The following is a 22,195-nucleotide window of genomic DNA, read 5'->3' on the forward strand; positions in this document are numbered from 1 at the left end:
CCGCCTTCGGGCGGCTTTGCTTTTTGTGGGGCATTTACGATTGACTCTCTACTATCACCCCAAGCAAGGCGACGTTCTTCTTTGCGATTTCACACGAGGCTTCGTTGCCCCTGAAATGCTACAAAGAGCTGTGGGTGAAGTGCGACATGATTTACACCGTCAGCTTCGAGCGCCTGGACAAGCTCCATAGAAAGACTCGAGCAAAAGGTCGAGAATATTTCGTGCCCCGGCTGGACACCAACGACATGCGAGGTGTTATCAGTGGAGTCAAAGCCTATCTCCCTCTTTGATAAGAAATGAAAAACGCCCCGATCAATCGGGGCGTTTTTCATTGTTGAGGTGGGCTGCTTGCAGCCTAGGAGCCCGTTGCAGGCGCCGTAGGATCCTTCACCCCGCCATCATCGAACAGGTTCAACTTCTGGCGCAGCTCATGCGCCGGCAACGGCTCCTGGCCGGGCGGGATGGCGTTCGGGTCGGCCGGTACTTCACCGGGCGCACCGTCGCCTGGGGTCGGAACCGGTGGCGCGGCGTGCTGGTCGCCTTCGATCGCACGCTGGGCCTTCTTGGTCAGCACGACGATGTCGATGCGGCGGTTGATCGGGTTGAACGGGTCCTTGGGATCAAACAGCTGCGAGGAGGCAAACCCCACCACGCGCGCCACTTGCGGGTCCGGATAGCTGCCGGCGACCAGGGCGCGACGCGCCGCGTTGGCACGGTTGGCCGAGAGTTCCCAGTTGCCGAAGTCACCCTGGCCCGCGTACGGCTTGGCGTCGGTATGACCGCTGATGCTGATCTTGTTCGGTACCGCCTTGATGGTGTCGGCCATCGCCAGCAGGATGTCTTCAAAGTACGGCTTCAACCGCGCGCTGCCCGAGTCGAACATCGGCCGATTGGCCGCGTCGGTGATCTGGATGCGCAAACCGTCCGGCGTAATCTCGAACGAAATCTGATCCTTGAATTTGAGCAACTGCGGGTTTTCCTCGACCTTGGTCTGCAGTTCTTGCAGCAACAGCTCAAGGCGTTCCTGCTCGACTTGCTCAGCCATGGCCTCGACGGTATCGCGCTCGATCGGGATTTTTTCCTGAGGCGATTCGGTCTTGATTTCCGGGTTGATGGTGCGCTCCGGCGCCAACTGCGGCGAGCCGCCCAGGTCGATCACGAAGGGCGTACCGCTTTCCGAGAAACCAATGGGGTCCTTGAAGTAGCCGGCGATGGCGATCTTCTGTTCGGGCGTGGCGGTGGACATCAGCCACAGCACCAGGAAGAACGCCATCATCGCCGTCGCGAAGTCGGCGAAGGCGATTTTCCAGGCGCCGCCATGGTGCCCCGCAGCGAAGCGCTTGACGCGCTTGATGATTATCGGCTGGTTGTTTTCCATGGCTTAGCGACCGCGAACCGCTTGTTCCAACTCGGCGAAACTTGGGCGATGTTTCGGGTACAGCACCTTGCGACCGAACTCCACCGCCAACGACGGCGGCATGCCCGACGCCGAAGCCACCAGGCACGCCTTGATCGCTTCGTAGAGGTTCACCTCTTCCTTGGCATCGTGGGCCAGGGAGGTAGCCAGCGGGCCGAAGAAACCGTAGGCCGCGAGAATACCGAAGAAGGTACCGACCAGGGCCGCACCCACGTGCATGCCGATGGCCTTCTGGTCGCCTTCGCCGAGGGACGCCATGGTCACCACGATACCGAGTACCGCCGCGACAATACCGAAACCGGGCATGCCGTCGGCGATGCCGGTCACGGCGTGGGAAGGATGTTCCAGCTCTTCCTTGAGGCTGAACAGCTCCATGTCGAACAGGCCTTCCAGCTCATGGGGCGCCATGTTGCCGGAGGACATGATGCGCAGGTAATCGCAGATGTAGGCGGTCATGCGCTCGTCTTTGAGCACGGCCGGGTACTTGGCGAAAATCGGGCTGGCCGCAGCGTCTTCGATGTCGGCTTCGATGGCCATCATGCCTTCGCGGCGGCTCTTGTTGAGGATCTCGTAGACCAGGCCCAGCACGTCCAGATAGAAAGAGTGGGTGAAGCGCGAGCCGAACATGCCCAGCGACTTCTTGATCACGTGCAGGGTCATGTAGCCGGGGTTGGCCTGCAGGAAGGCGCCAAACGCTGCACCGCCGATAATCAGCACTTCGAAAGGCTGGATCAGCGCGGCAATTTTACCGTGGGAGAGGACGTACCCGCCGAGCACACTTGCGATGACGACGATGATGCCGATAATTTTAGCCATAGGAGATGAGTACTTGCGCCGTCAGGTTCATGGACATATTTGGAGGAACTGAAAAACTCTTGTTCTACTTATCGGCAAAACTGCGCCAGACTATAGCCCGTTAAGGCGAAAAGCCAGTTCGGCCCGTTCCGGGCGTGTTGACCGCAAGTGATGATCGCGCCCCAATCATGGCTAATGAAACGACAGTCCCAACTGCAAAACCCAACTCCCTCGCTGCTTGGATCAAGCGCCTGGACGACGTGCTGCTGCCTGTTCCCCAGGCCAGCCACGAACGCGTGTGCAAAGCCATCCGCGATAGCCGCAGTTCGTTGCGAGACATTGCCGAACTGATGCAGAACAGCCCGGCCCTCGTGCTCAGCGTGATGCGCGAGGCTAATAGCCACACACATGGCAGCATGACGGCACCGGCGGAAAACCTTGAAGTGGCGCTCAATCGCCTGGGCCTCAAGCGCGCCGAAGAGTTGCTGGCACGCCTGCCCTCGGTCCCCGCCCAAGAGATTCCGGTGGCGTTGCGCCAATTGCTGCTGGTCAGCCAGCACGCCTCGCAGCAAGCCAACGGCTTGTTCGGCAGCCGCCTGGCGCGGTTGTGGCAAGACATTCACTGGGGCAGCCTGCTATTCCTGTCGCCGCTGTGGCCGATGGCGGTGGCCTACCCCAAGCTCCTCGAAGAGTGGGAGCTGCGGGTTATCCACAAAGGCCAATCGGCGCGTGCAGTCGAGCAGGAATTGTTCGGCGTGCGCCTGCTGGACCTGTGCCTCGGCCTGACCGAAACGTGGCACCTGCCGATCTGGGTATCCCAGGGCTATACCCTGCTGCGGAACGAGCAACGCCTGCTGGTCAAGGCGTTGCATATCGCCCGCGAAGATGACCCGTTGCGCCACCAGCAATTGCTGGATGCCGACCCCAACCTGCGGCGCTGGCTGAATCAGCCGGCCAATACGGTACTGCTGGCCAACGGCCTGGCGATGTCGGCCCAGGAGTCCTGGACCTGTCCGCACACCCTGCGCTGGCAATACCTGACCGCGCTGTACCTGCAACAGCCTTTGGGCGACGTGCAGCAACAGGTGCACCAGCAAGCCGTCACCAGTGCGCGCACTACCTTGATGCCGGACCTCTGGCACCCGGCGCTGTCGCTGATCTGGCCATGGCATGTGCAGAAGATCCACCGCGGCCTCCTGCCGGCCCCGCCGCCGACCGCCGAGGCCCTGGCGGTGTGGCGCAAGCGCTGCACCGAATTGCTGGTGGAACCGAGCCGCTTCGCCAACGCCATGCACCTGACCACCTGCGCCAAGGAGGCCCTGTCGGCCAGCGGCATGCAGCGGGTCATGCTGCTGATGACCGACCGCGCCCAGAGCACCTTGCGTGTGCACCAGGTCGACGGCCTGCCCAAGGACGCCGCCAACCTGAGCCTCGATGTGGTCCACAGCACGCTGCTGCAGCGCTTGCTGGAAAAGTCCGCCCAGGTGCGCCTCACGCCTGACAACCACGCGCAATTCTCGGCTCTGCTGCCGCCGATCCTGCGGCGCCTGTTCACCGGCGAGCACCTGCTGCTGCGCTCCCTGAGCTGCAATGGCAAGGTCGTGATGCTGATGGTCGCCGACCAGGGCGGTGGGCCGTTCTCGGAAACCACCGTGCAGGCCTTCGGCAAAACCGCCCAATGCATCGAGAAAGCGCTGCACAGCTTTACCAACCGCAGCGTCTGATGCTTGCGCTACAATCGCCCTCTTTTATCGCCAACATTTGTGCCCAGGAGACCTCACATGCCTGACTTCTCTGGCTTGCCGCTGGTGATCGAGTCCAGCGACCTGCTCGGTCGACTGGATGCCGAACAGCTGATTCTGGTGGACCTCACCAGTGCCGCCCGCTACGCCGAAGGGCACATCCCCGGCGCGCATTTCGTTGACCCCAAGCGCACCCAGCTGGGCCAGCCGCCGGCGCCCGGCCTGCTGCCCCACAAGGCCGACCTGGAAAAACTCTTCGGCGAACTGGGCCACACCCCGGACGCCACCTACGTGGTCTATGACGACGAAGGCGGCGGTTGGGCCGGACGCTTTATCTGGATGCTCGACGTGATCGGCCATCAGAAATATCACTACCTGGACGGCGGCCTGCTGGCGTGGCTGGCGGAACAACACCCGCTGTCGACCGAGGTCCCGCCAGCGGTCGGCGGCCCGGTCAGCCTCACGCTGCACGAGGGCCCCACCGCCACCCGCGAATACCTGCAAAGCCGCCTCGGCGCGGCCGACCTGGGGATCTGGGATGCGCGCGGCCCGCTGGAATACTCCGGCGAAAAAGTGCTCGCGGCCAAAGGCGGGCACATCCCCGGCGCGGTGAATTTCGAATGGACGGCCGGCATGGACAAGGCGCGCAACCTGCGGATCCGCCGCGACATGCCGCAGATCCTCGAAGACCTCGGGCTGACCAGAGATAAAGAGATCATCACCCATTGCCAGACTCACCACCGCTCTGGCTTCACCTACCTGGTGGCCAAGGCGCTCGGTTATCCGCGAGTCAAAGGTTATGCCGGTTCCTGGGGCGAATGGGGCAACCACCCCGACACCCCCGTCGAGATTTAAGAGTTAAGGACAGTTAATGAAAAAGCAGTTGTTTATCCTCAGCCAGTACCTGCTGCCGCACCACCTGCTGTCGCGGTTGGCCGGCTGCATCGCCGAATGCCGCGTGCGCTGGTTCAAGAATGCCTTCACCCGCTGGTTCGCCAAGCGCTATCAAGTGGACATGTCCCAGGCCCTGGTGGAAGACGTGACTGCTTATGAGCATTTCAACGCCTTCTTCACCCGCGCCTTGAAAGATGGCGCGCGCCCGCTGGATCAAACCCCAGGCGCAGTGCTGAGCCCTGCCGATGGCGCGGTCAGCCAACTGGGTCCGATTGAGCACGGCCGTGTGTTCCAGGCCAAGGGCCACAGCTTCAGCGTGCTGGAACTGCTGGGCGGAGATGCAGCCGTGGCGGCGCCGTTCATGGGCGGTGATTTCGCCACCATCTACCTGTCGCCGAAAGACTACCACCGCGTGCACATGCCACTGGCCGGCACCCTGCGGGAAATGGTCTACGTGCCGGGGCGGATTTTCTCGGTCAACCAGACCACCGCCGAAAACGTGCCGGAGCTGTTTGCGCGCAACGAGCGTGTTGTCTGCCTGTTCGATACCGAGCGTGGCCCGATGGCCGTGGTACTGGTGGGCGCGATGATCGTGGCATCGATTGAAACCGTGTGGGCCGGCCTGGTCACGCCGCCGAAGCGCGAGCTGAAAACCTTCCGCTACGACGAAGCCGCACGGGCGCCGATCCACCTGGAAAAAGGCGCGGAATTGGGTCGCTTCAAGCTGGGCTCCACCGCGATCGTGCTGTTCGGGCCGGATCAGGTGAAGTGGGCAGAAGAACTGGTGGCAGGTTCGCCGGTGCAGATGGGCCAGGGTATCGCACTGCCGAAAGCCTGATCTGAATCTGACGAAAATCAACATGCAGGAGCCGGGCTTGCCCGCGATGGCGGTGTTTCAGTCAACCCATCTGTGACTGAAGTACCGCCATCGCGGGCAAGCCCGGCTCCCACAGTGACCGCATTCCTGCAGTTGAATCAGCTTATAGCTGACCGTCGCGATCACGGAAACCCAACAGGTACAGCACCCCGTCCAGCCCCAGCGTCGAGATCGCCTGCTTGGCCGATTGCTTGACCAACGGCTTGGCCCGGAACGCCACACCCAGGCCGGCAATCGCCAGCATCGGCAAGTCATTGGCGCCGTCGCCGACCGCAATGGTCTGCTCCAGGCGCAAACCTTCCTTGTGAGCCAATTCCTTCAGCAGATCGGCCTTGCGCTGCGCGTCGACAATCGGCTCCACCGCCACGCCAGTCACCTTGCCATCCACCACTTCCAGCTCGTTGGCGAACACATAGTCGATGCCCAGCTTGGCCTGCAATTGCTTGGCGAAGTAGGTGAAGCCGCCGGACAGGATCGCGGTTTTGTAGCCCAGGCGCTTGAGCTCGGCGAACAGGGTTTCGGCGCCTTCAGTCAGGCGCAGCGATGCACCGATGGCGTCCAGCACGCTCACATCCAGGCCCTTGAGCAGCGCCAGGCGCTCCTTGAAGCTGGCACGAAAATCCAGCTCGCCGGCCATGGCCCGCTCGGTGATCGCGGATACTTGCTCGCCGACGCCGGCCGCCTTGGCCAGTTCGTCGATGACTTCAGCTTCGATCAGCGTGGAATCCATGTCGAACACCGCCAGGCGGCGGTTGCGCCGGAACAGCGAGTCTTCCTGGAAGGCGATATCGACATTCAGCTCCTGGGCGACGCTAAGAAATTCGGCGCGCAGGGCCTGCGGATCGGCCGGCTCGCCGCGCACGGAGAACTCGATGCAGCCCTTGCCCTGGTCGGCTGGGGTGTCCAATGGCATGCGACCCGACAGACGGTCGATATGGTCGATATTCAAGCCGTACTGCGCGGTGATGGAGCTGACACGCTGCAATTGCTCGGCCGTGACCTTGCGGGTCAGCAGGGTAACGATGTGGCGTTTCTTACCCTGGCCGGCCACCCAGTGCTGGTAATCGGCTTCGGACACCGGGGTAAAACGCACCTGCTGATCGAGCTTATAGGCCGTAAACAGGATGTCCTTGAGCACCGAGGACGCCTGTTCATTGCTCGGGATCTCCACCAGGATGCCGAACGACAAAGTGTCGTGGATCACCGCCTGGCCGATGTCGAGAATGTTCACACCACCCTGGGCCAGAACACCGGTAATGGCTGCGGTGAGACCCGGTCGGTCTTCACCGGTGATGTTTATCAGGACAATTTCGCGCAAGGCGCACCCCCAGGCTGGAAAAAAACCGCATTCTACCCACTTTCAGTGACCATCGGGCACAGCCAGCGCTTTGCCGGTCTTGGGCCTGTCGCTATACTGCGCGTCAACTTCACGGACCAAGAGCCGAGCTCAAGTGAACCGGCCCACGCCAGTAAAAACCGACAACTTCTTCCTGCTGATCTTCCGGGCACTGCGCCACCGCCGTGTACCGATCGCATTACGCATCGCCAGCCATAACGTGATCCTGGTCGCTCTGGCCCTGGTGATCTACGCCTGCGTGATGGGTTTGCAGTTCAAGCAGGCCATGCACGAGCAAGCCGACGCCCTGGGCGAAAGCTTGACCACCCAGACCGCCACCTCGGCGACTGAGCTGCTGGTGTCCAACGACATCCTCAGCCTCAACGTGCTGCTCAACAACCTGACCAAGAACCCGCTGGTGGCCCACGCCGCCATCTACAGCGTGGACAACCGGATCATGGCCGAAGCCGGGCAACGCCCGAAGAACGGCCTGCTGGGTGAAGCGGAAGGCCTGTACCAGAGCAATATTACCTTTCAGGATGTGAAGGCCGGCCAACTGCGCATCAGCCTCGACATGCAACAGTTCCAGCAGCCGATGACCATCAGCCTGCAGAGCATGGGTATCCTCAGCGCGATCCTGCTGGCATTGGCCCTGGCCTTGAGCCTGCGCCTGGGTCGGCATATCTCCACGCCGCTGATGCAACTGCGTATCTGGCTGCGGGATATCGACGAACACACCCCGGCCACCGACCGCCAGGACGAAATCGGCGACCTCGCCCGCCAACTGCACGCCAGCTTCGCCCCGGAACCGGTGGTACCCGAGGTCGAGCCCGAGCCGGAATACGACGACACCGACTACGACGACGAACCCGAGTTCGAAGTGCGCGACCTGCGTGACCCAGGCTTTGACGAAAGCGCCCCGGTAGCGGGCTTGAAGCCGGCGACACGCCAGGCCTTCAAGGCCGAAGAAGACGAACTGGACGACGAAGACCCGTTCGCCGACCTGCGCGATACCACCTCGGCCACCACCGCGCTCAAGCCGGCGCCGGTGCGCAGCAGCGAACCCCAATACAGCGCCGTACTGGCCGTGCAACTGGGCGCCCAGGACCAACTGCGTCGCCTCCCCCGCGCTCGCCTGACCGAGTTGCTGGAACGCTACCGCGACTGCCTGGACCAGGCCGCCTCGCTGTACCAGAGCGAACTGCACACCCTGAACGATGGCAGCACGCTGATGCTGTTCCACAGCGAAGACAGCGGCGAAGACTACCTGACCAACGCCATTTGCTGCGGCGAGCTGCTGCGCGCCCTCGGCCATGAGTTGCAGATCGAAGTGGCTGACAGCGGCATCACCCTGCAACTGCAGCTGGGCCTGACTGTCGGCGATGATCTGTTCGGCATGAGCCAGATCGACCTGCTGCTGACAGAAATCGCCCAGGACGCACTGGCCCTGTCCCAGCACAGCCGCAACCTGCTGCTGGTGGAACGCAAGATCAGCGAAGACACGCTGATCCGTCAGCGCGCGCGCATCCGTCCGATTGCCAGCCCTGAAGGGGCAAGCTGTGTGGAGCGCTTGATGGAGCCGTATCCGTCGATGCTGGAGCGGCAGTTGGCACGGATGCATGAGACCCGCGCGAAGGGCTGAAGAACAGCGCTTGGCCGACTGTAGGAACGGGGCTGTGTGGGAGCGGGCTTGCTCGCGAATGCAAAGGATCAGCCAATCAATTCGTTGACTGACACACCGCTTTCGCGAGCAAGCCCGCTCCCACATTGAGTCCACGGCGTGACTCAAATCGCAGACAAAAAAAAGGCCCGCTGAATCAGCGGGCCTTTTTTTGTCTGCGGTTCAGATCAGAACCTGAACACTTCCATATCCGTACGAATCGGCGTAGCCATCGGCATCTTCGGTTTTTCCGGCGCTGCCGGCTTGGCCTGTACCGGGGCTTGCTTGCGCGGGGCCTCGGCAATCGGCGGCTGGTTGGCCAATGGCTTGAGGGCCACCGACAACTGCTGTGCCAGATGCTGCAGCAACACGCCCTGGGCCTGGACCTGGGACGCGGTGGTGCCGGTGTGCTCTTCCTGCAGGTGCACGATGCGGTTATCGCGCACCTGGCCACGACGGTCGATCAAGCGCCATTGCGCATCGAGGATCGCCGGCTGCGAAGCGCCGGAGTCGAGCCGGGTGATGGTCAGCAGGACCTGCACATCCGGGGTGAAGCCGGTTGGCGCGGGCGCGAGCACCACACGCTGGCTGTCCAGGTGACCCGCGACCTGGCGCAACATGAGCTGGTTGATATCGGAGGACAAACTGCCCGCCCAACGACCATCGGTGGAACCTTGCAGGCTGCCGTCGTTCTGACGTTGCAGCAGGGTTTCACGTTGCAGGTAGTCAGCCACGACCACCGGACCCAGCAAAACCGCCATGCCAGCGGTTTGCGCTGGCTGCGCCGGACTTCCGCTGTCCAGCTGGTACAGCGACACCGGCTGGTGTGTGCTGCAACCCGCCAGCCCCAAAAGGCCAGCGAGCATGAAAATAAAAGGAAGGCGTGGAGCAGTCATCATCCCATCCAGGTGGCTGCCACAAGGCGAACCACAATGTAATACTTAAAAATAACCTAAACACGCTCGGCCACGCCGGCGCTGGAAAGGCCATATCATCCGTGAATATGCGCCATGACTCCAGCGCCAAAGCGTCGATCTACGCGTTAAATCGTAGATCGAGGGCTCTAAACCACCTTAAACAGGTGTTTCCACCAACAAAGCATCCACCCGCTGGAAGCCACGCGGCAGTTTGTTGCCACGACGGCCACGCTCGCCCTTGTAATGCTCGAGGTCGTCTGGGCGCAATGACAATGTGCGCTTGCCGGCCTGGAGGACCAGGGTGGCACCTTCCGGGATCACCGCGATGTCGGTCACGTACTCTTCGCGACTGGCCACCCGCTCACCGGGAATACCAATGATCTTGTTGCCCTTGCCTTTGCCCAACTGCGGCAGATCGCTGATCTTGAACACCAGCAGGCGCCCTTCGGTGGTCACCGACGCCAGCCAATTGCTCTCGCGGTCGTCCACCGGCCGCGGCAGGATCACCTTGGCGTTGTTCGGCAGGCTCAACAGTGCCTTGCCCGCCTTGTTCTTGGCCTGCAGGTCTTCACCCTTGACCACGAAGCCATAACCCGCGTCGGAGGCGATCACGTACAGCGCATCGTCGTCCGGCAGCAGCACACACTCGAAATTCGCCCCTGGCGGCGGCGTCAGCCGGCCGGTCAACGGCTCGCCCTGTCCGCGCGCCGATGGCAAGGTGTGGGCCGGCACCGAGTAACTGCGCCCGGTGGAGTCGATAAACACCGCAAACTGGTTGGAACGCCCGGCAGCGGCGGTCTTGAAGCCATCGCCGGCCTTGTACGACAAGCCAGTGGCGTCAATATCATGCCCTTTGGCGGAGCGAACCCAACCCTTTTCCGACAGAACGACGGTAATTTTCTCGTTCGGCAGCAGCTCTGTTTCGGTCAGGGCCTTGGCTTCAGCGCGCTCGACAATCGGCGAGCGGCGGTCGTCGCCATAGGTTTCGGCATCCTTGATCAGCTCGCTGCGCACCAGCTTCTTGAGCTTGGCTTCGCTGCCCAGCAGGGCCTGCAGCTTGGCTTGTTCCTTGAGCAGCGCGTCCTGTTCGTCGCGCAGCTTCATTTCTTCCAGCCGCGCCAACTGACGCAGGCGGGTATCGAGGATGTAGTCAGCCTGGATCTCACTCAGCTCGAAACGCGCGATCAGCTCGGCTTTCGGGTGCTCGGCGGTGCGGATGATGTGGATCACTTCATCCAGGTTGAGGTAGGCAATCAGCAAACCGTCCAACAGGTGCAGGCGGCGCTCGACCTTGTCCAGGCGGAATTGCAGGCGGCGACGCACGGTCTGGATACGGAACTCCAGCCACTCCACCAGCAGGTTGCGCAGGTTTTTCAGCTGCGGCTTGCCGTCCAGGCCAATGATGTTGACGTTGACCCGGTAGCTGGACTCCAGGTCAGTACTGGCGAACAGGTGCTGCATCAGCACTTCGTGGTCGACCCGGCTGTTGGTCGGGATGATCACGATGCGGCAGGGGTTTTCGTGGTCGGACTCGTCACGCAGATCGGCGACCTGCGGCAATTTCGACGGCTTGGCCTGCATCAGCGCGGCGATCTGCTCCAGCACCTTGGCGCCGGACACCTGGTGCGGCAGCGCGGTAACAATAATGTCGCCATCTTCGATGTGGTACACCGCGCGCATGCGCACCGAGCCCTTGCCGGTCTCGTACATCTTCAGCAAGTCGGCGCGGGGGGTGATGATTTCCGCTTCGGTCGGGTAGTCCGGCCCCTGGATATGCTCGCAGAGCTGCTCCACGGTGGCCTTGGGCTCATCCAGCAAACGGACGCAGGCGGTGGCGACTTCGCGCAGGTTATGCGGCGGTACGTCGGTGGCCATGCCGACCGCAATACCGGTGGTGCCATTGAGCAGGATGTTCGGCAAACGTGCTGGCAACACCAGTGGCTCGTCGAGTGTACCGTCGAAGTTCGGGCCCCAGTTCGCGGTACCCTGGCCCAGCTCGCTGAGCAGCACTTCCGAATAACGCGACAGGCGCGCTTCGGTGTAACGCATGGCCGCAAAGGATTTCGGATCATCCGGCGCACCCCAGTTACCCTGGCCGTCCACCAGCGTGTAGCGATAGCTAAACGGCTGGGCCATCAGCACCATGGCTTCGTAGCACGCCGAGTCGCCGTGGGGGTGGAATTTACCGAGCACGTCACCGACGGTACGCGCCGACTTCTTGTGCTTGGAATCGGCGTCCAGGCCCAACTCACTCATGGCGTAGATGATGCGCCGCTGTACTGGCTTCAGGCCGTCGCCGATATGCGGCAAGGCACGGTCCATGATCACGTACATGGAGTAGTTGAGGTAGGCATTTTCGGTGAAGTCAGCCAGCGACCGGCGTTCTACGCCATCTAAGCTGTCTGCGAGGATGTCACTCATGCGGGCCTCATCATTATTGGGTAAGGCGCAGCGGAACTGCCGCTGCGCTGATTCGATTCAAAAAGGGCGTGGCTCATGGCTGGGCGCTCCAGCCACCGGCCGGGGCGGCAAAACGATAGACCACCGGGCGCTTTTCACCATCGGCGCGAGGGCCGAAATTGTTGTCGATGCCGATCCACGCACCGTCCGCGTCCACCACCAGGGCTTCGGCCAGGCCGTAAGGCTGGGCATAGCGGCGCTCGGGCGTCAGGGTCTCGTCGGCGAACGACCAGCACAGCTCGACTTTGGCCGTGACCGCATCGCGCCGGCAAATCTGGAACGCGTTGCGCTCCAGGGTAAACAGCTTGCCGTTGAACAGGGCCAGGTCGGCAAAATCCTTCGAAACGGCCTTGGCATTGGTGAACTGCGCCGGCTGCACTTCCTGCCCGGCCTCGCTCAACAGCACACAAGGGCCATCACAGTCCCACAGGCTTTGCGGGCGCTTGATGGAAATCAGGCCGCGCCGCTCACGCTCGGCAGCCAGCCAGATCTGGTTGCCCTCGGGGTTCACCGCCAAGCCTTCAAACAAGGCATTGAAGTGCAGCAACATGCCACTGGCGCGGGCTTCACGGACCATGCCCGGGGCAATTTTCAGCCACTCAGGCGCACCGTCCACCGGCACTTGCAGCACAGCGGCATGGGCTTCGCTGACAATGTAGCGATTGCCCGCGGCATCGCAGCTGATGCCCTCAAAATCCAGGTCGCCACCACGAATGAACGAAGCAGCCTTGGTGCGCGAACGCAAGCCCCAGGGCAACCCGGACTCCGGCACCGGCGGCACCTCGATCTTGACGGTTTCGGCCTGCCAGGTCGGCGCGCTGATATCCAGGCGATAGATCTGGTCGTCGTCGCGGTCGGAAACCGTCCACAGCGCCTTGCCACACAGCGCCAACCCCGACAGGTTACCGCCGCGCATGCCGTCCACCGCGTGTTCGGACACCAGTTTCAGCTCTGCCACGGGCGCGGCGATCACCGGAGTGGCCGCCAACCCGCTCAATATCAGGCTCGCCAGGGCGAAACCTGTGCGCATCAGCCCAGAACCTCGGCCAGGTTGCCTTTGGATTCCAGCCAGGACTTGCGGTCCGGCGCGCGTTTTTTCGCCAGCAGCATGTCCATCATTTCCGAGGTTTCGGCGAAGTCTTCGCCCAGCGTCAACTGCACCAGGCGCCGAGTGTTCGGGTCCATGGTGGTTTCGCGCAGTTGCGGTGGGTTCATTTCACCCAGGCCTTTGAATCGCGTGACCTGTGGCTTGCCGCGTTTCTTCTCGGCGACCAGGCGGTCGAGAATGCCATCGCGCTCGGCCTCGTCGAGGGCGTAGTAGATTTCCTTGCCCAGGTCGATACGGTACAGCGGCGGCATGGCGACATAGACGTGACCGGCGTCGACCAGCGGGCGGAAGTGCTGCACGAACAGCGCGCACAGCAAGGTCGCGATGTGCAGGCCGTCGGAGTCGGCGTCGGCGAGGATGCAGATCTTGCCGTAGCGCAGCTGGCTCATGTCTGCAGCGCCCGGATCGACACCGATGGCGACGGCAATGTTGTGCACTTCCTGGCTGGCCAGCACTTCGCTGCCATCGACTTCCCAGGTGTTGAGGATCTTGCCGCGCAACGGCAGGATCGCCTGGAACTCCTTGTCCCGCGCTTGCTTGGCGGAACCACCGGCGGAGTCACCCTCGACCAGGAACAGTTCGGACCGCATCGGGTCCTGCCCGGCGCAATCGGCGAGCTTGCCAGGCAGCGCCGGGCCTTGGGTGATGCGCTTGCGCTCGACCTTCTTGCTGGCCTTCAGACGGCGGCCGGCGTTGTTGATCGCCAGTTCGGCCAGGGCCAGGCCCAGTTCCGGGTGTTCGTTGAGCCACAGGCTGAAGGCGTCCTTGACCACGCCGGAGACAAACGCCGCCGCCTCGCGGGACGACAGCCGCTCTTTGGTCTGGCCGGAGAACTGCGGCTCCTGCATCTTCATCGACAGCACGAACGCGATGCGCTCCCACACGTCTTCCGGCGCCAGCTTCACGCCGCGCGGCAACAGGCTGCGGTATTCGCAGAACTCGCGCATGGCATCCAGCAGGCCCTGGCGCAAACCGTTGACGTGGGTACCGCCCTGGGCGGTCGGGATCAGGTTGACATAGCTTTCCTGCACGCTGTCGCCGCCTTCCGGCAACCACAGCAGCGCCCAGTCGACGGCTTCTTTGTTACCGGCCAGGCTGCCGCAGAACGGCTCGTTGGGCAGGCGTTCGAACTCGCTGACTGAATCTTCCAGGTAGGAGCGCAGACCGTCTTCGTAGTGCCACTCGACCTTCTCGCCGGTGCCTTTGTCTTCAAAGGTGACCAGCAGGCCCGGGCACAGCACGGCCTTGGCCTTGAGCACGTGTTTGAGGCGGCTGATGGAGAATTTTGGCGAATCGAAGTATTTCGGGTCCGGGGCGAAGTACACGCTGGTACCGGTGTTGCGCTTGCCCACGGTGCCGATCACAGCCAGGTCGGTGGCTTTATAGCCATCGGCGAAGGTCATTTCGTATTCGTTGCCGTCGCGCTTGACCTTGACCCGCACCAGGGTCGACAGGGCGTTGACCACCGAAATACCCACACCGTGCAAGCCACCGGAGAACTGGTAGTTCTTGTTGGAGAACTTGCCGCCGGCGTGCAGCTTGGTGAGGATCAGCTCGACGCCCGAGACGCCCTCTTCCGGGTGAATATCCACGGGCATGCCGCGACCATCGTCGGACACTTCCAGGGAGTGGTCAGCGTGGAGAATGACATGCACCGACTTGGCGTGGCCGGCCAAGGCTTCGTCGACGCTGTTGTCTATGACTTCCTGGGCAAGGTGGTTCGGCCGGCTGGTGTCGGTGTACATGCCGGGGCGTTTGCGCACCGGGTCGAGGCCCGAGAGGACTTCGATGGCGTCGGCGTTATAAGAGCTAGCGCTGGGAGTGGCCATGGGGTCTCGTCGTGAGTCGTTCGATTAAAAAGTGACCTGCGACTTTACAGTGCTGCAAAGTCGAAGGATTGATACTGATCTGCGCCAATGCCGGCAAAGCTGAGCAGCGCCGGCAATTGCTGGGCGAAGCCCTGGTAACCATGGTCGCCACCGGCCTGGATGCGCAAGGCACAGGCTCGGTAATACTGCTGGGCGAGGCGATAATCCAGTGTTTCATCGCCGGTCTGCAACCACACCTGATACCGCGCGGCATCCTGGGGCGCCGGTACTTCCAGCTCGGCCAGCGCCGCGACATGGTCATGGGTCAATTCCCAGGTTTCATCGGTGTAGAGGTTCTTCTGGGTGCCCAGGTAACCGTCGAACATCCGGTGGGGACTGACCGCCGGGTTGACCAGCAGCGCCTTCAGGCCATGGCGTTCGGCAAGATGGGTTGCATAGTAGCCGCCGAGTGAGCTGCCGACCAGCAGTGGCCGCCCCAGCAGGGCAATGGCTTCCTCCAATTGAGGAATTGCCTGACGGGGATGGTGATGCAGGGCCGGCACACGCAGCTGGTCGCCCAGGCCAAGGTTGTCCATCACGGTCACTAACTGGCGGGCCTTGTTGGATGCGGGCGCGCTGTTGAAACCGTGGATATACAGGATCGAAGCGGACATGCCGGGCTCTCCATGCTTGCGCCAAAAAAGGCGCAGTTTACAGGGATCGGGGTGGCATGTGAGTCCCTCTATCTGAAGGACACAGAAGATCCACTGCGGGCGCTGGCTTGCCGGTGATGGCGGTGTTTACCGCCGTTAATAGCCGTTGCTGCCGTAATCGATGGTAAAGGCGAAGCCTTCGACGCGCTCTACCCCGGTCTCCAACCGTCCGTCGGCATGCAGGCGCAGCCAGCGGTAGCCCGGCGCTTGCTCGCTGACCTGGAAATCCTCACTGCCCGGCGCGAACTGGATGCAGGTCGACGGTGAGGCCAGCAGGCGTACGCCATTGCGCTCGCGGTCGATCTCCTGGTGCACGTGACCCCAGAGCACCGCCCTGACCTGCGGGAAACGGTCGAGCACGGCAAACAAAGCCTCGGGGTTGCGCAAGCCGATGGGCTCCATCCACGCGCAACCGATGGACACCGGGTGATGGTGAAAGCACACCAGATGATGGCGGTTCGGGGCTTCGCTCAAGGCCTGAGCCAGCAGTTGCAGCTGCTGGTCCTGCAGGTAACCCGGCACAGAGCCAGGTACCGCGGAGTCCAGCAAGGTAATGCGCCAATGGCCGACATCCACTACCGGCTCCAGCAGCGCGCTGCCCGTGGCCGCCTGAGCCATGATCTGCGGCTCATCGTGATTGCCCGGAATCCACCGCGCCGGAGCGCTGATCTGCGCGCTGAGGTCGCGAAACTGCTGGTAAGACTCCAATGTGCCGTCCTGGGACAGGTCACCGGTGGCCAGCAGCAAATCGATCTGCGGCTGCTGCTGGCGCACCAACTCGATCACCCGTTGCAGGCTTTCACGGGTGTTCATGCCCAGCAGCGTACCGTCGGCCTCGGCAAACAGGTGGCTGTCGGACAGTTGCACCAGCAACGCCGGCGCATCAGGGTTCAAGGTGGATACGCTCGGCAAGGCGCTCTCCCAAGGCAATCACAGGAATGGAGGGTTGGCGTGATTATGCTGGGGCAGGACGCAAAGAGGAAACCTAAGGAAGCTGACGCAGTTCACATCTACCGCACAACTTCAAACTCATGGCCCAGGGCCAGGCAGTGGCTCAACCATTCGCCGAGGAACACATTCAGTTGTGCCTTCTCATCGGGCTGGTGCATGAACACGTTGGGGTAAGGATAGATGCTGCGAAAGCGTCGTGCATGTTCCGCGCTGATCACTTCGGCCATTCGCGCGTCGTGGTACACCTGCACTTCCAGCTGTGGCACCGGCAGCCAGGGCAGGCTGTGCTCCTGGCGCACCCGCAGGGTGGTGGTGTACGGACAGTTGACGATGACTTCCAGCGCCAGCACGCCGAGCATCTGGTCCCCATGGGTGACACCGATGCGCCGCGCCTCTGGCGTGTGGCGCATGTCGGGAAGCAGGCGCATCAGCCGCGCGTAATTAGCCTCGCAGGCGGCTTGCAACCCGATCAGGTCGACTCGATAGCGTTCACGTGCCTTTACTGCCATAACCCCCTCACTTCCGCGCGATTAAGCGCAAGCCACTGCAGGGCAATGATGCTGGCTGCATTGGAAATTCTGCCGTCGCGCACCGCCTGCAGGGCATCTTCGAAGGCCCAGGTGGTGACGCGGATGTCTTCAGCTTCTTCTTCCAATCCATGGACGCCACCTACACCGGCGCTGTTGCAGCGGCCCAGGTACAAGTGCACATATTCAGTACTGCCGCCGGGCGACGGGAAATATCGCGTGATCGGCCACAGCGCCGAGAATGTCAGCCCAGCTTCCTCCTCGCCCTCGCGGTGCGCAACCTCCTCGGGTTGCTCGTCCTTGTCGATCAGGCCGGCGACCATCTCGATCAGCCACGGGTTGTCGGTACGGCCCAGGGCGCCGACGCGAAACTGCTCGTTCAGCACCACTTCGTCGCGCTGTGGATCGTAGGGCAGCACACACACGGCGTCGTGGCGAACGAAGACTTCGCGGTTGATCACCCGGCTCATGCTGCCGTCGAACTTCTCGTGGCGCAGTTGCATGTGATCGAGCTTGTAGAAGCCCTTGTGGAGATTATCGTGCTGAACAATTTCGATTTTGCTCGGCTTCGATTTTGCAAAGTCCGTCATGTCCCATCCTCGTTAAGCCTGCGCAATTGGCGCCATCCTAACGCGCTCATGCCCGTTGGTGCAGCCCCTTTCCGGTTGCCGGGATAGACGGCGAGCGTCAAACACACTCTAATCAGCTTAGTGGCGAACTGACTGCCCTGCCGGTAGTCGAAGCTCCACAAATTTCGCTCTTATCGATAGACGAAGGACATCCATGTCGCTTTTAAAAATCGCCTCCGTGGCCTGCATCGCATTGACCCTTGGTGCCTGCCAAAGCCTGTTCCAACCCAGCTATCGTGCCCCCCTGGAAGCCACTCGCGACGCCACCGAGCAAAGCAAGCCAGGCTGCGCCAGCACCGACTGCCCGCTGGTGAATATCGACACCGTGCACTTTGCCAAGGAGCCCAAGCTGGACGCGTTGATCGAACAACGCCTGCTGGAAATGACCCGCACCACCCCGAGCGACCCGCTGCCGACCAGCCTGGAAACGTATCGCGAGCAGTTCCTCAAGACCGCCGCGCCACGCAACAGCATGTACTTGCAGGCCAAGGTACGCGAACAGCATGACGGCTTGGTGATCATCGAACTGTCCAGCTACCTGGATCAGGGCGCGACTCACGGCGAGCCCGGCCGCGCGTTCATCAACTATTCGCGCCAGCAGCAAAAAGCGCTGTCGCTGACCGACATGCTGCTGCCCGGCAAGGAAGAGGCTTTCTGGAAATCCGCCCAGGTCGCGCACAACAGCTGGCTGATCAGCACGCGCCTGAGCCTGGAGCCGGAGTATGTGAAAACCTACCCCTTCCAGAAAACCCCGAACGTGGCGCTGACCTACGGTGGCGTGATCCTCAAGTACCCGACCAACACCATTGCGCCGTATGCCCTGGGCCACGTCGAGTTGCAGATTCCGTACTCGCGCCTGGACGGCATCATCAAGCCTGAGCTGGTGCCTGTGCGCCACTGAAGGCCCGGCCCAAAATAAACTGCAACAGCCCTGCCAGCACCAGTGCCGGCAGCGTCGCGCCGATGTCCGGGTAAAGGTTGGCCAGCACGTGATAGGTCGCAATGCCGCCAAGCCACGCCAACAGCGCCGGCCAACGCAGGTTGGCCAGCGCACCCTGGCCACGACGGCGCAGGATGAAGTGATCCACCAGCACCACGCCGAACAGCGGCGCGAACACCGAGCCGATCAGCAACAGGAAGTTCTGGTACTGGGCCAACGGCGCAAAACAGGCGATCAGGGTGCAGATCACACCGATGGCCAGCGCCAGGTGCTCGACCTTCACACGCAGCAGCATCCCGCTGGACACCGCCGCCGAATGGATATCGGCGAAGGCGTTTTCCGACTCGTCCAACAGGATCAGCAGCAGCGGAATCCCCAGCCCAGCACCGGCCAATGCCAGCAACAGCGCATTCACTTCGCCGCTCGGCGCAAACGCCAGGGTGTAGGCCACGCCCAGGCTCATCAGCCAGAAATTGCCGATAAAGAAGCCCAGGGCCGTGCCGCCGAATACGCTTTTTGCACGCTTGCCGAATCGCGAGTAGTCGGCAATCAGCGGCAACCACGACAACGGCATGGCGATCGCAATATCAAAACCCACTGCAAACGGCATCGACCCGTCGCCAGCCTGGGCCCAGAGTGTGGCGAGGTCGGCCTTGACGAACAGGTTCCAGGTCAGCCACAGGCAGGCGGCGAGCAGCAGCCAGATGCCCCACTTGCGCAGGATCTGCCGTACGAACGTCAGCGGCCCGCTGACCGCGAGCAAAGTCGCCAAACCACCGAAAAACAGCGTCCACAGCAAAGGGCTGGCCAACAGGCTGCCGTCGCTGAACGCCCGCGCGCCCAACAGGCTGGCGGCATCGCGCATCACAATGATTTCGAACGAACCCCAGCCGATCAACTGCAGCAGGTTAAGCAGCGCGGGCAGGCTGGCGCCCTTGGCCCCCAGGCTGAGCTTTAGCGCCGCCATTGCCGACAGGCCGGTGTCGCTGCCGATCACGCCGACGGCGGCCAGCAACAGCACGCCGACCAGGGTACCGAGGAAAATCGCCAGCAACGAGCCGGACAAGCCCAGGCCGGGTGCGAGCAACGCGCCGGTCTGCAGGACCATCAGGCCGATGCCGAGGGAAAACCACAGTGAGAACAGGTCGCGGGCGCCGAAGACGCGCTTGTCAGCAGGCACTGCAATGTCGGGGGAGTAGGTGCTGGGTTGAATACTCAAGGGGGTTATCTCTGAGGAACCTGTGTTGTTTGGGGGATCGCTATCGCGGGCAAGCCCGGCTCCCACAGGGGACCGGCTGTAGACACAAAAGCTGTGTACAACGCGATCAACTGTGGGAGCCGGGCTTGCCCGCGATGACGGCGGTGCAGGCACCGCCGCCTCGGATCAGACCTTTTTGTAAAGCTGACTGCCTTCCTGCTTGAACCGCTCCGCCTGCTCGGCCAAGCCTTTGGCCACGTCCACATCCACCGCTTCGATGCGCTGGTTGGCCGCGTACTCACGCACTTCCTGGGTGATTTTCATCGAGCAGAACTTCGGCCCGCACATCGAGCAGAAATGCGCGACCTTGGCCGAGTCCTTCGGCAGGGTTTCATCGTGATACGAACGCGCGGTGTCCGGGTCGAGGCCGAGGTTGAACTGGTCTTCCCAACGGAACTCGAAGCGCGCCTTGCTCAAGGCGTTGTCGCGGATCTGCGCGCCGGGGTGGCCTTTTGCGAGGTCGGCCGCATGCGCAGCGATCTTGTAGGTGATGATCCCGGTTTTCACGTCGTCCTTGTTCGGCAGGCCCAGGTGCTCCTTGGGCGTGACGTAGCAGAGCATGGCGCAGCCGAACCAGCCGATCATCGCCGCACCGATGCCCGAGGTGATGTGGTCATAGCCGGGCGCGATATCGGTGGTCAGCGGGCCGAGGGTGTAGAACGGCGCCTCGTCGCAGCACTCCAGCTGCTTGTCCATGTTCTCCTTGATCAGTTGCATCGGCACGTGGCCGGGGCCTTCGATCATGGTTTGCACGTCGTGCTTCCAGGCGGTCTTGGTCAGCTCGCCGAGGGTTTCCAGCTCGCCGAATTGCGCGGCGTCGTTGGCATCCGCGATCGAGCCAGGGCGCAGGCCATCGCCGAGGGAGAAGCTGACGTCATAGGCCTTCATGATTTCGCAGATTTCGTCGAAATGCGTGTAGGTGAAGTTCTCTTTGTGGTGCGCCAGGCACCACTTGGCCATGATCGAGCCGCCACGCGAGACAATCCCGGTGACGCGCTTGGCGGTCAGCGGCACATAGCGCAGCAGTACGCCGGCGTGGATGGTGAAGTAGTCCACGCCCTGCTCGGCCTGTTCGATCAAGGTGTCGCGGAACAGCTCCCAGGTCAGGTCTTCGGCGGCGCCGCCGACTTTCTCCAGGGCCTGGTAGATCGGCACGGTACCGATCGGCACCGGCGAGTTGCGGATGATCCACTCGCGGGTTTCGTGGATGTGCTTGCCGGTGGACAGGTCCATCACCGTGTCCGAGCCCCAGCGAATGCCCCAGGTGAGTTTCGCCACTTCTTCTTCGATGGACGAACCCAGCGCGCTGTTGCCGATGTTGCCGTTGATCTTCACCAGGAAGTTACGGCCGATGATCATCGGTTCCAGTTCGGTGTGGTTGATGTTGGCCGGGATGATCGCGCGGCCACGGGCGATTTCTTCGCGCACAAATTCCGGGGTGATGATTTTCGGCACGCTGGCGCCGAAGCTGTGGCCGGCGTGTTGCTGGTCGAGCAGGCCGCTGGCGCGGGCCTCTTCGAGCTTCATGTTTTCGCGGATGGCGACGTATTCCATCTCGGCAGTGATGATGCCTTTGCGCGCGTAGTGCATCTGGGTGACGTTGGCGCCGGCCTTGGCGCGGCGCGGGTTCTTCACGTGGGCAAAGCGCAGCGCGGTCAATTCGGCATCGCTGAGGCGCTGTTGGCCGAAGTGCGAGCTGAGGCCGGACAGGCGCTCGGTGTCGCCACGCACTTCGATCCACGGCGAACGCACATCGCCCAGGCCTCTGCGCACGTCGATGATGACGTTGGGGTCGGTGTAGGGGCCGGACGTGTCGTACACCACCACGGGCGCGTTGATTTCACCGCCGAAATCGGTGGGGGTCACGTCCAGGCTGATTTCACGCATCGGCACACGAATGTCCGGGCGGGTGCCTTGCACGTAGATTTTCTTCGAGCGGGTAAACGGCTGCACGGAGCCGGAGTCGACCTTGGCCGATTCACTCAAGTGCACGGTGTTTTTCAATTTTGTACTTTTTATTTCTGTGCTCATCACGGGCTCTCCAACTATCCAGGTGGTGGATTTTTGTCGGAGCGAACCTGTGACGAATGGACGCACTGAAACCAGTGCTGTGCTTGGCGCACAAGAGCTGTTCGATTGTCGAACAACATCCCGGACGAAGCA

18 protein-coding genes are annotated in these 22,195 nt (G+C 62.3%); 5 read left to right on the top strand and 13 right to left on the bottom strand.

The features are described 5' to 3' along the window. Window positions 1-355 precede the first annotated feature (355 nt). Window positions 356-1,378: a flagellar motor protein MotB gene (motB, locus tag C9990_RS28760; RefSeq protein WP_065900105.1), complete on the bottom strand. Its 1,023-nt coding sequence runs from the start codon at window positions 1,376-1,378 to the stop codon at window positions 356-358. A 3-nt stretch (window positions 1,379-1,381) separates the two neighbouring features. After that, window positions 1,382-2,233, bottom strand: a complete 852-nt coding sequence (gene motA / locus C9990_RS28765; RefSeq protein WP_065900103.1) for a flagellar motor stator protein MotA — start codon at window positions 2,231-2,233, stop codon at window positions 1,382-1,384. Window positions 2,234-2,400: 167 nt separating this feature from the next. On the opposite strand from motA, the gene C9990_RS28770 reads away from it, so the two are divergent. Genes C9990_RS28770 through asd form a run of 3 tightly spaced genes read left to right on the top strand, consistent with a single transcriptional unit; the run spans window position 2,401 to window position 5,686 of the window. Beyond that, complete coding sequence (locus C9990_RS28770; RefSeq protein ID WP_106805321.1) at window positions 2,401-3,936, top strand: HDOD domain-containing protein; 1,536 nt, start codon at window positions 2,401-2,403, stop codon at window positions 3,934-3,936. A 57-nt stretch (window positions 3,937-3,993) separates the two neighbouring features. After that, the gene (locus C9990_RS28775) at window positions 3,994-4,809 is read left to right on the top strand and encodes a rhodanese-like domain-containing protein (RefSeq protein ID WP_065900099.1); all 816 of its coding nucleotides are present in this window, start codon (window positions 3,994-3,996) and stop codon (window positions 4,807-4,809) included. A gap of 16 nt (window positions 4,810-4,825) precedes the next feature. Then, window positions 4,826-5,686 carry an archaetidylserine decarboxylase gene (gene asd, locus C9990_RS28780; protein WP_065900098.1) on the top strand — a complete coding sequence of 287 codons (861 nt, stop codon included), beginning with the start codon at window positions 4,826-4,828 and terminating at the stop codon, window positions 5,684-5,686. Between the two features lie 142 nt (window positions 5,687-5,828). Here the strand turns inward: asd and serB are convergent, their stop codons facing one another. Beyond that, window positions 5,829-7,043, bottom strand: coding sequence for a phosphoserine phosphatase SerB (serB, locus tag C9990_RS28785; RefSeq protein WP_065900097.1), 1,215 nt, complete (start codon window positions 7,041-7,043; stop codon window positions 5,829-5,831). A 133-nt stretch (window positions 7,044-7,176) separates the two neighbouring features. On the opposite strand from serB, the gene C9990_RS28790 reads away from it, so the two are divergent. Then, window positions 7,177-8,703, top strand: coding sequence for an AhpA/YtjB family protein (locus C9990_RS28790; protein ID WP_106805322.1), 1,527 nt, complete (start codon window positions 7,177-7,179; stop codon window positions 8,701-8,703). 206 nt (window positions 8,704-8,909) lie between these two features. Here C9990_RS28790 and C9990_RS28795 read toward each other — a convergent pair whose 3' ends face one another. The 8 genes from C9990_RS28795 to C9990_RS28830 all read right to left on the bottom strand — a co-directional run bounded on the left by C9990_RS28795 (window position 8,910) and on the right by C9990_RS28830 (window position 17,795). Continuing rightward, window positions 8,910-9,617 carry a membrane integrity-associated transporter subunit PqiC gene (locus C9990_RS28795; protein WP_065900095.1) on the bottom strand — a complete coding sequence of 236 codons (708 nt, stop codon included), beginning with the start codon at window positions 9,615-9,617 and terminating at the stop codon, window positions 8,910-8,912. Window positions 9,618-9,794: 177 nt separating this feature from the next. Then, the gene (gene parC / locus C9990_RS28800) at window positions 9,795-12,059 is read right to left on the bottom strand and encodes a DNA topoisomerase IV subunit A (RefSeq protein WP_106805323.1); all 2,265 of its coding nucleotides are present in this window, start codon (window positions 12,057-12,059) and stop codon (window positions 9,795-9,797) included. A gap of 73 nt (window positions 12,060-12,132) precedes the next feature. Continuing rightward, on the bottom strand, window positions 12,133-13,128 hold the full coding sequence (locus C9990_RS28805; RefSeq protein ID WP_106805324.1) for an esterase-like activity of phytase family protein: 996 nt from the start codon (window positions 13,126-13,128) through the stop codon (window positions 12,133-12,135). Further along, the gene (gene parE, locus C9990_RS28810; protein ID WP_065900089.1) at window positions 13,128-15,035 is read right to left on the bottom strand and encodes a DNA topoisomerase IV subunit B; all 1,908 of its coding nucleotides are present in this window, start codon (window positions 15,033-15,035) and stop codon (window positions 13,128-13,130) included. The genes C9990_RS28805 and parE overlap by 1 nt, the downstream gene beginning before the upstream one ends. A 44-nt stretch (window positions 15,036-15,079) precedes the next feature. Continuing rightward, window positions 15,080-15,688 (bottom strand): YqiA/YcfP family alpha/beta fold hydrolase, encoded by a 609-nt coding sequence (locus C9990_RS28815; RefSeq protein WP_065900087.1) that lies wholly within the window; start codon window positions 15,686-15,688, stop codon window positions 15,080-15,082. Window positions 15,689-15,823: 135 nt separating this feature from the next. Further along, on the bottom strand, window positions 15,824-16,639 hold the full coding sequence (cpdA, locus tag C9990_RS28820; protein WP_106805325.1) for a 3',5'-cyclic-AMP phosphodiesterase: 816 nt from the start codon (window positions 16,637-16,639) through the stop codon (window positions 15,824-15,826). Window positions 16,640-16,737: 98 nt separating this feature from the next. Next, window positions 16,738-17,187 carry a DUF1249 domain-containing protein gene (locus tag C9990_RS28825; protein ID WP_017526444.1) on the bottom strand — a complete coding sequence of 150 codons (450 nt, stop codon included), beginning with the start codon at window positions 17,185-17,187 and terminating at the stop codon, window positions 16,738-16,740. Further along, window positions 17,178-17,795, bottom strand: a complete 618-nt coding sequence (locus C9990_RS28830) for an NUDIX domain-containing protein (RefSeq protein ID WP_065900083.1) — start codon at window positions 17,793-17,795, stop codon at window positions 17,178-17,180. Before C9990_RS28830 ends, C9990_RS28825 begins: the two co-directional genes overlap by 10 nt. A gap of 193 nt (window positions 17,796-17,988) precedes the next feature. Between C9990_RS28830 and C9990_RS28835 the strand changes: the two genes are divergently transcribed. Beyond that, complete coding sequence (locus C9990_RS28835; RefSeq protein ID WP_106805326.1) at window positions 17,989-18,735, top strand: RsiV family protein; 747 nt, start codon at window positions 17,989-17,991, stop codon at window positions 18,733-18,735. Here C9990_RS28835 and cytX read toward each other — a convergent pair. Both cytX and thiC read right to left on the bottom strand, forming a co-directional pair. Further along, on the bottom strand, window positions 18,704-19,993 hold the full coding sequence (gene cytX, locus C9990_RS28840) for a putative hydroxymethylpyrimidine transporter CytX (protein ID WP_106805327.1): 1,290 nt from the start codon (window positions 19,991-19,993) through the stop codon (window positions 18,704-18,706). The two genes, C9990_RS28835 and cytX, sit on opposite strands and share 32 nt — an antisense overlap. A 165-nt stretch (window positions 19,994-20,158) precedes the next feature. Further along, window positions 20,159-22,063 carry a phosphomethylpyrimidine synthase ThiC gene (gene thiC / locus C9990_RS28845; protein WP_106805328.1) on the bottom strand — a complete coding sequence of 635 codons (1,905 nt, stop codon included), beginning with the start codon at window positions 22,061-22,063 and terminating at the stop codon, window positions 20,159-20,161. Between the last annotated feature and the right edge of the window lie 132 nt (window positions 22,064-22,195).

This window comes from Pseudomonas sp. S5D5 (assembly GCF_003013355.1).
GTDB lineage: Bacteria > Pseudomonadota > Gammaproteobacteria > Pseudomonadales > Pseudomonadaceae > Aquipseudomonas > Aquipseudomonas aylmerensis.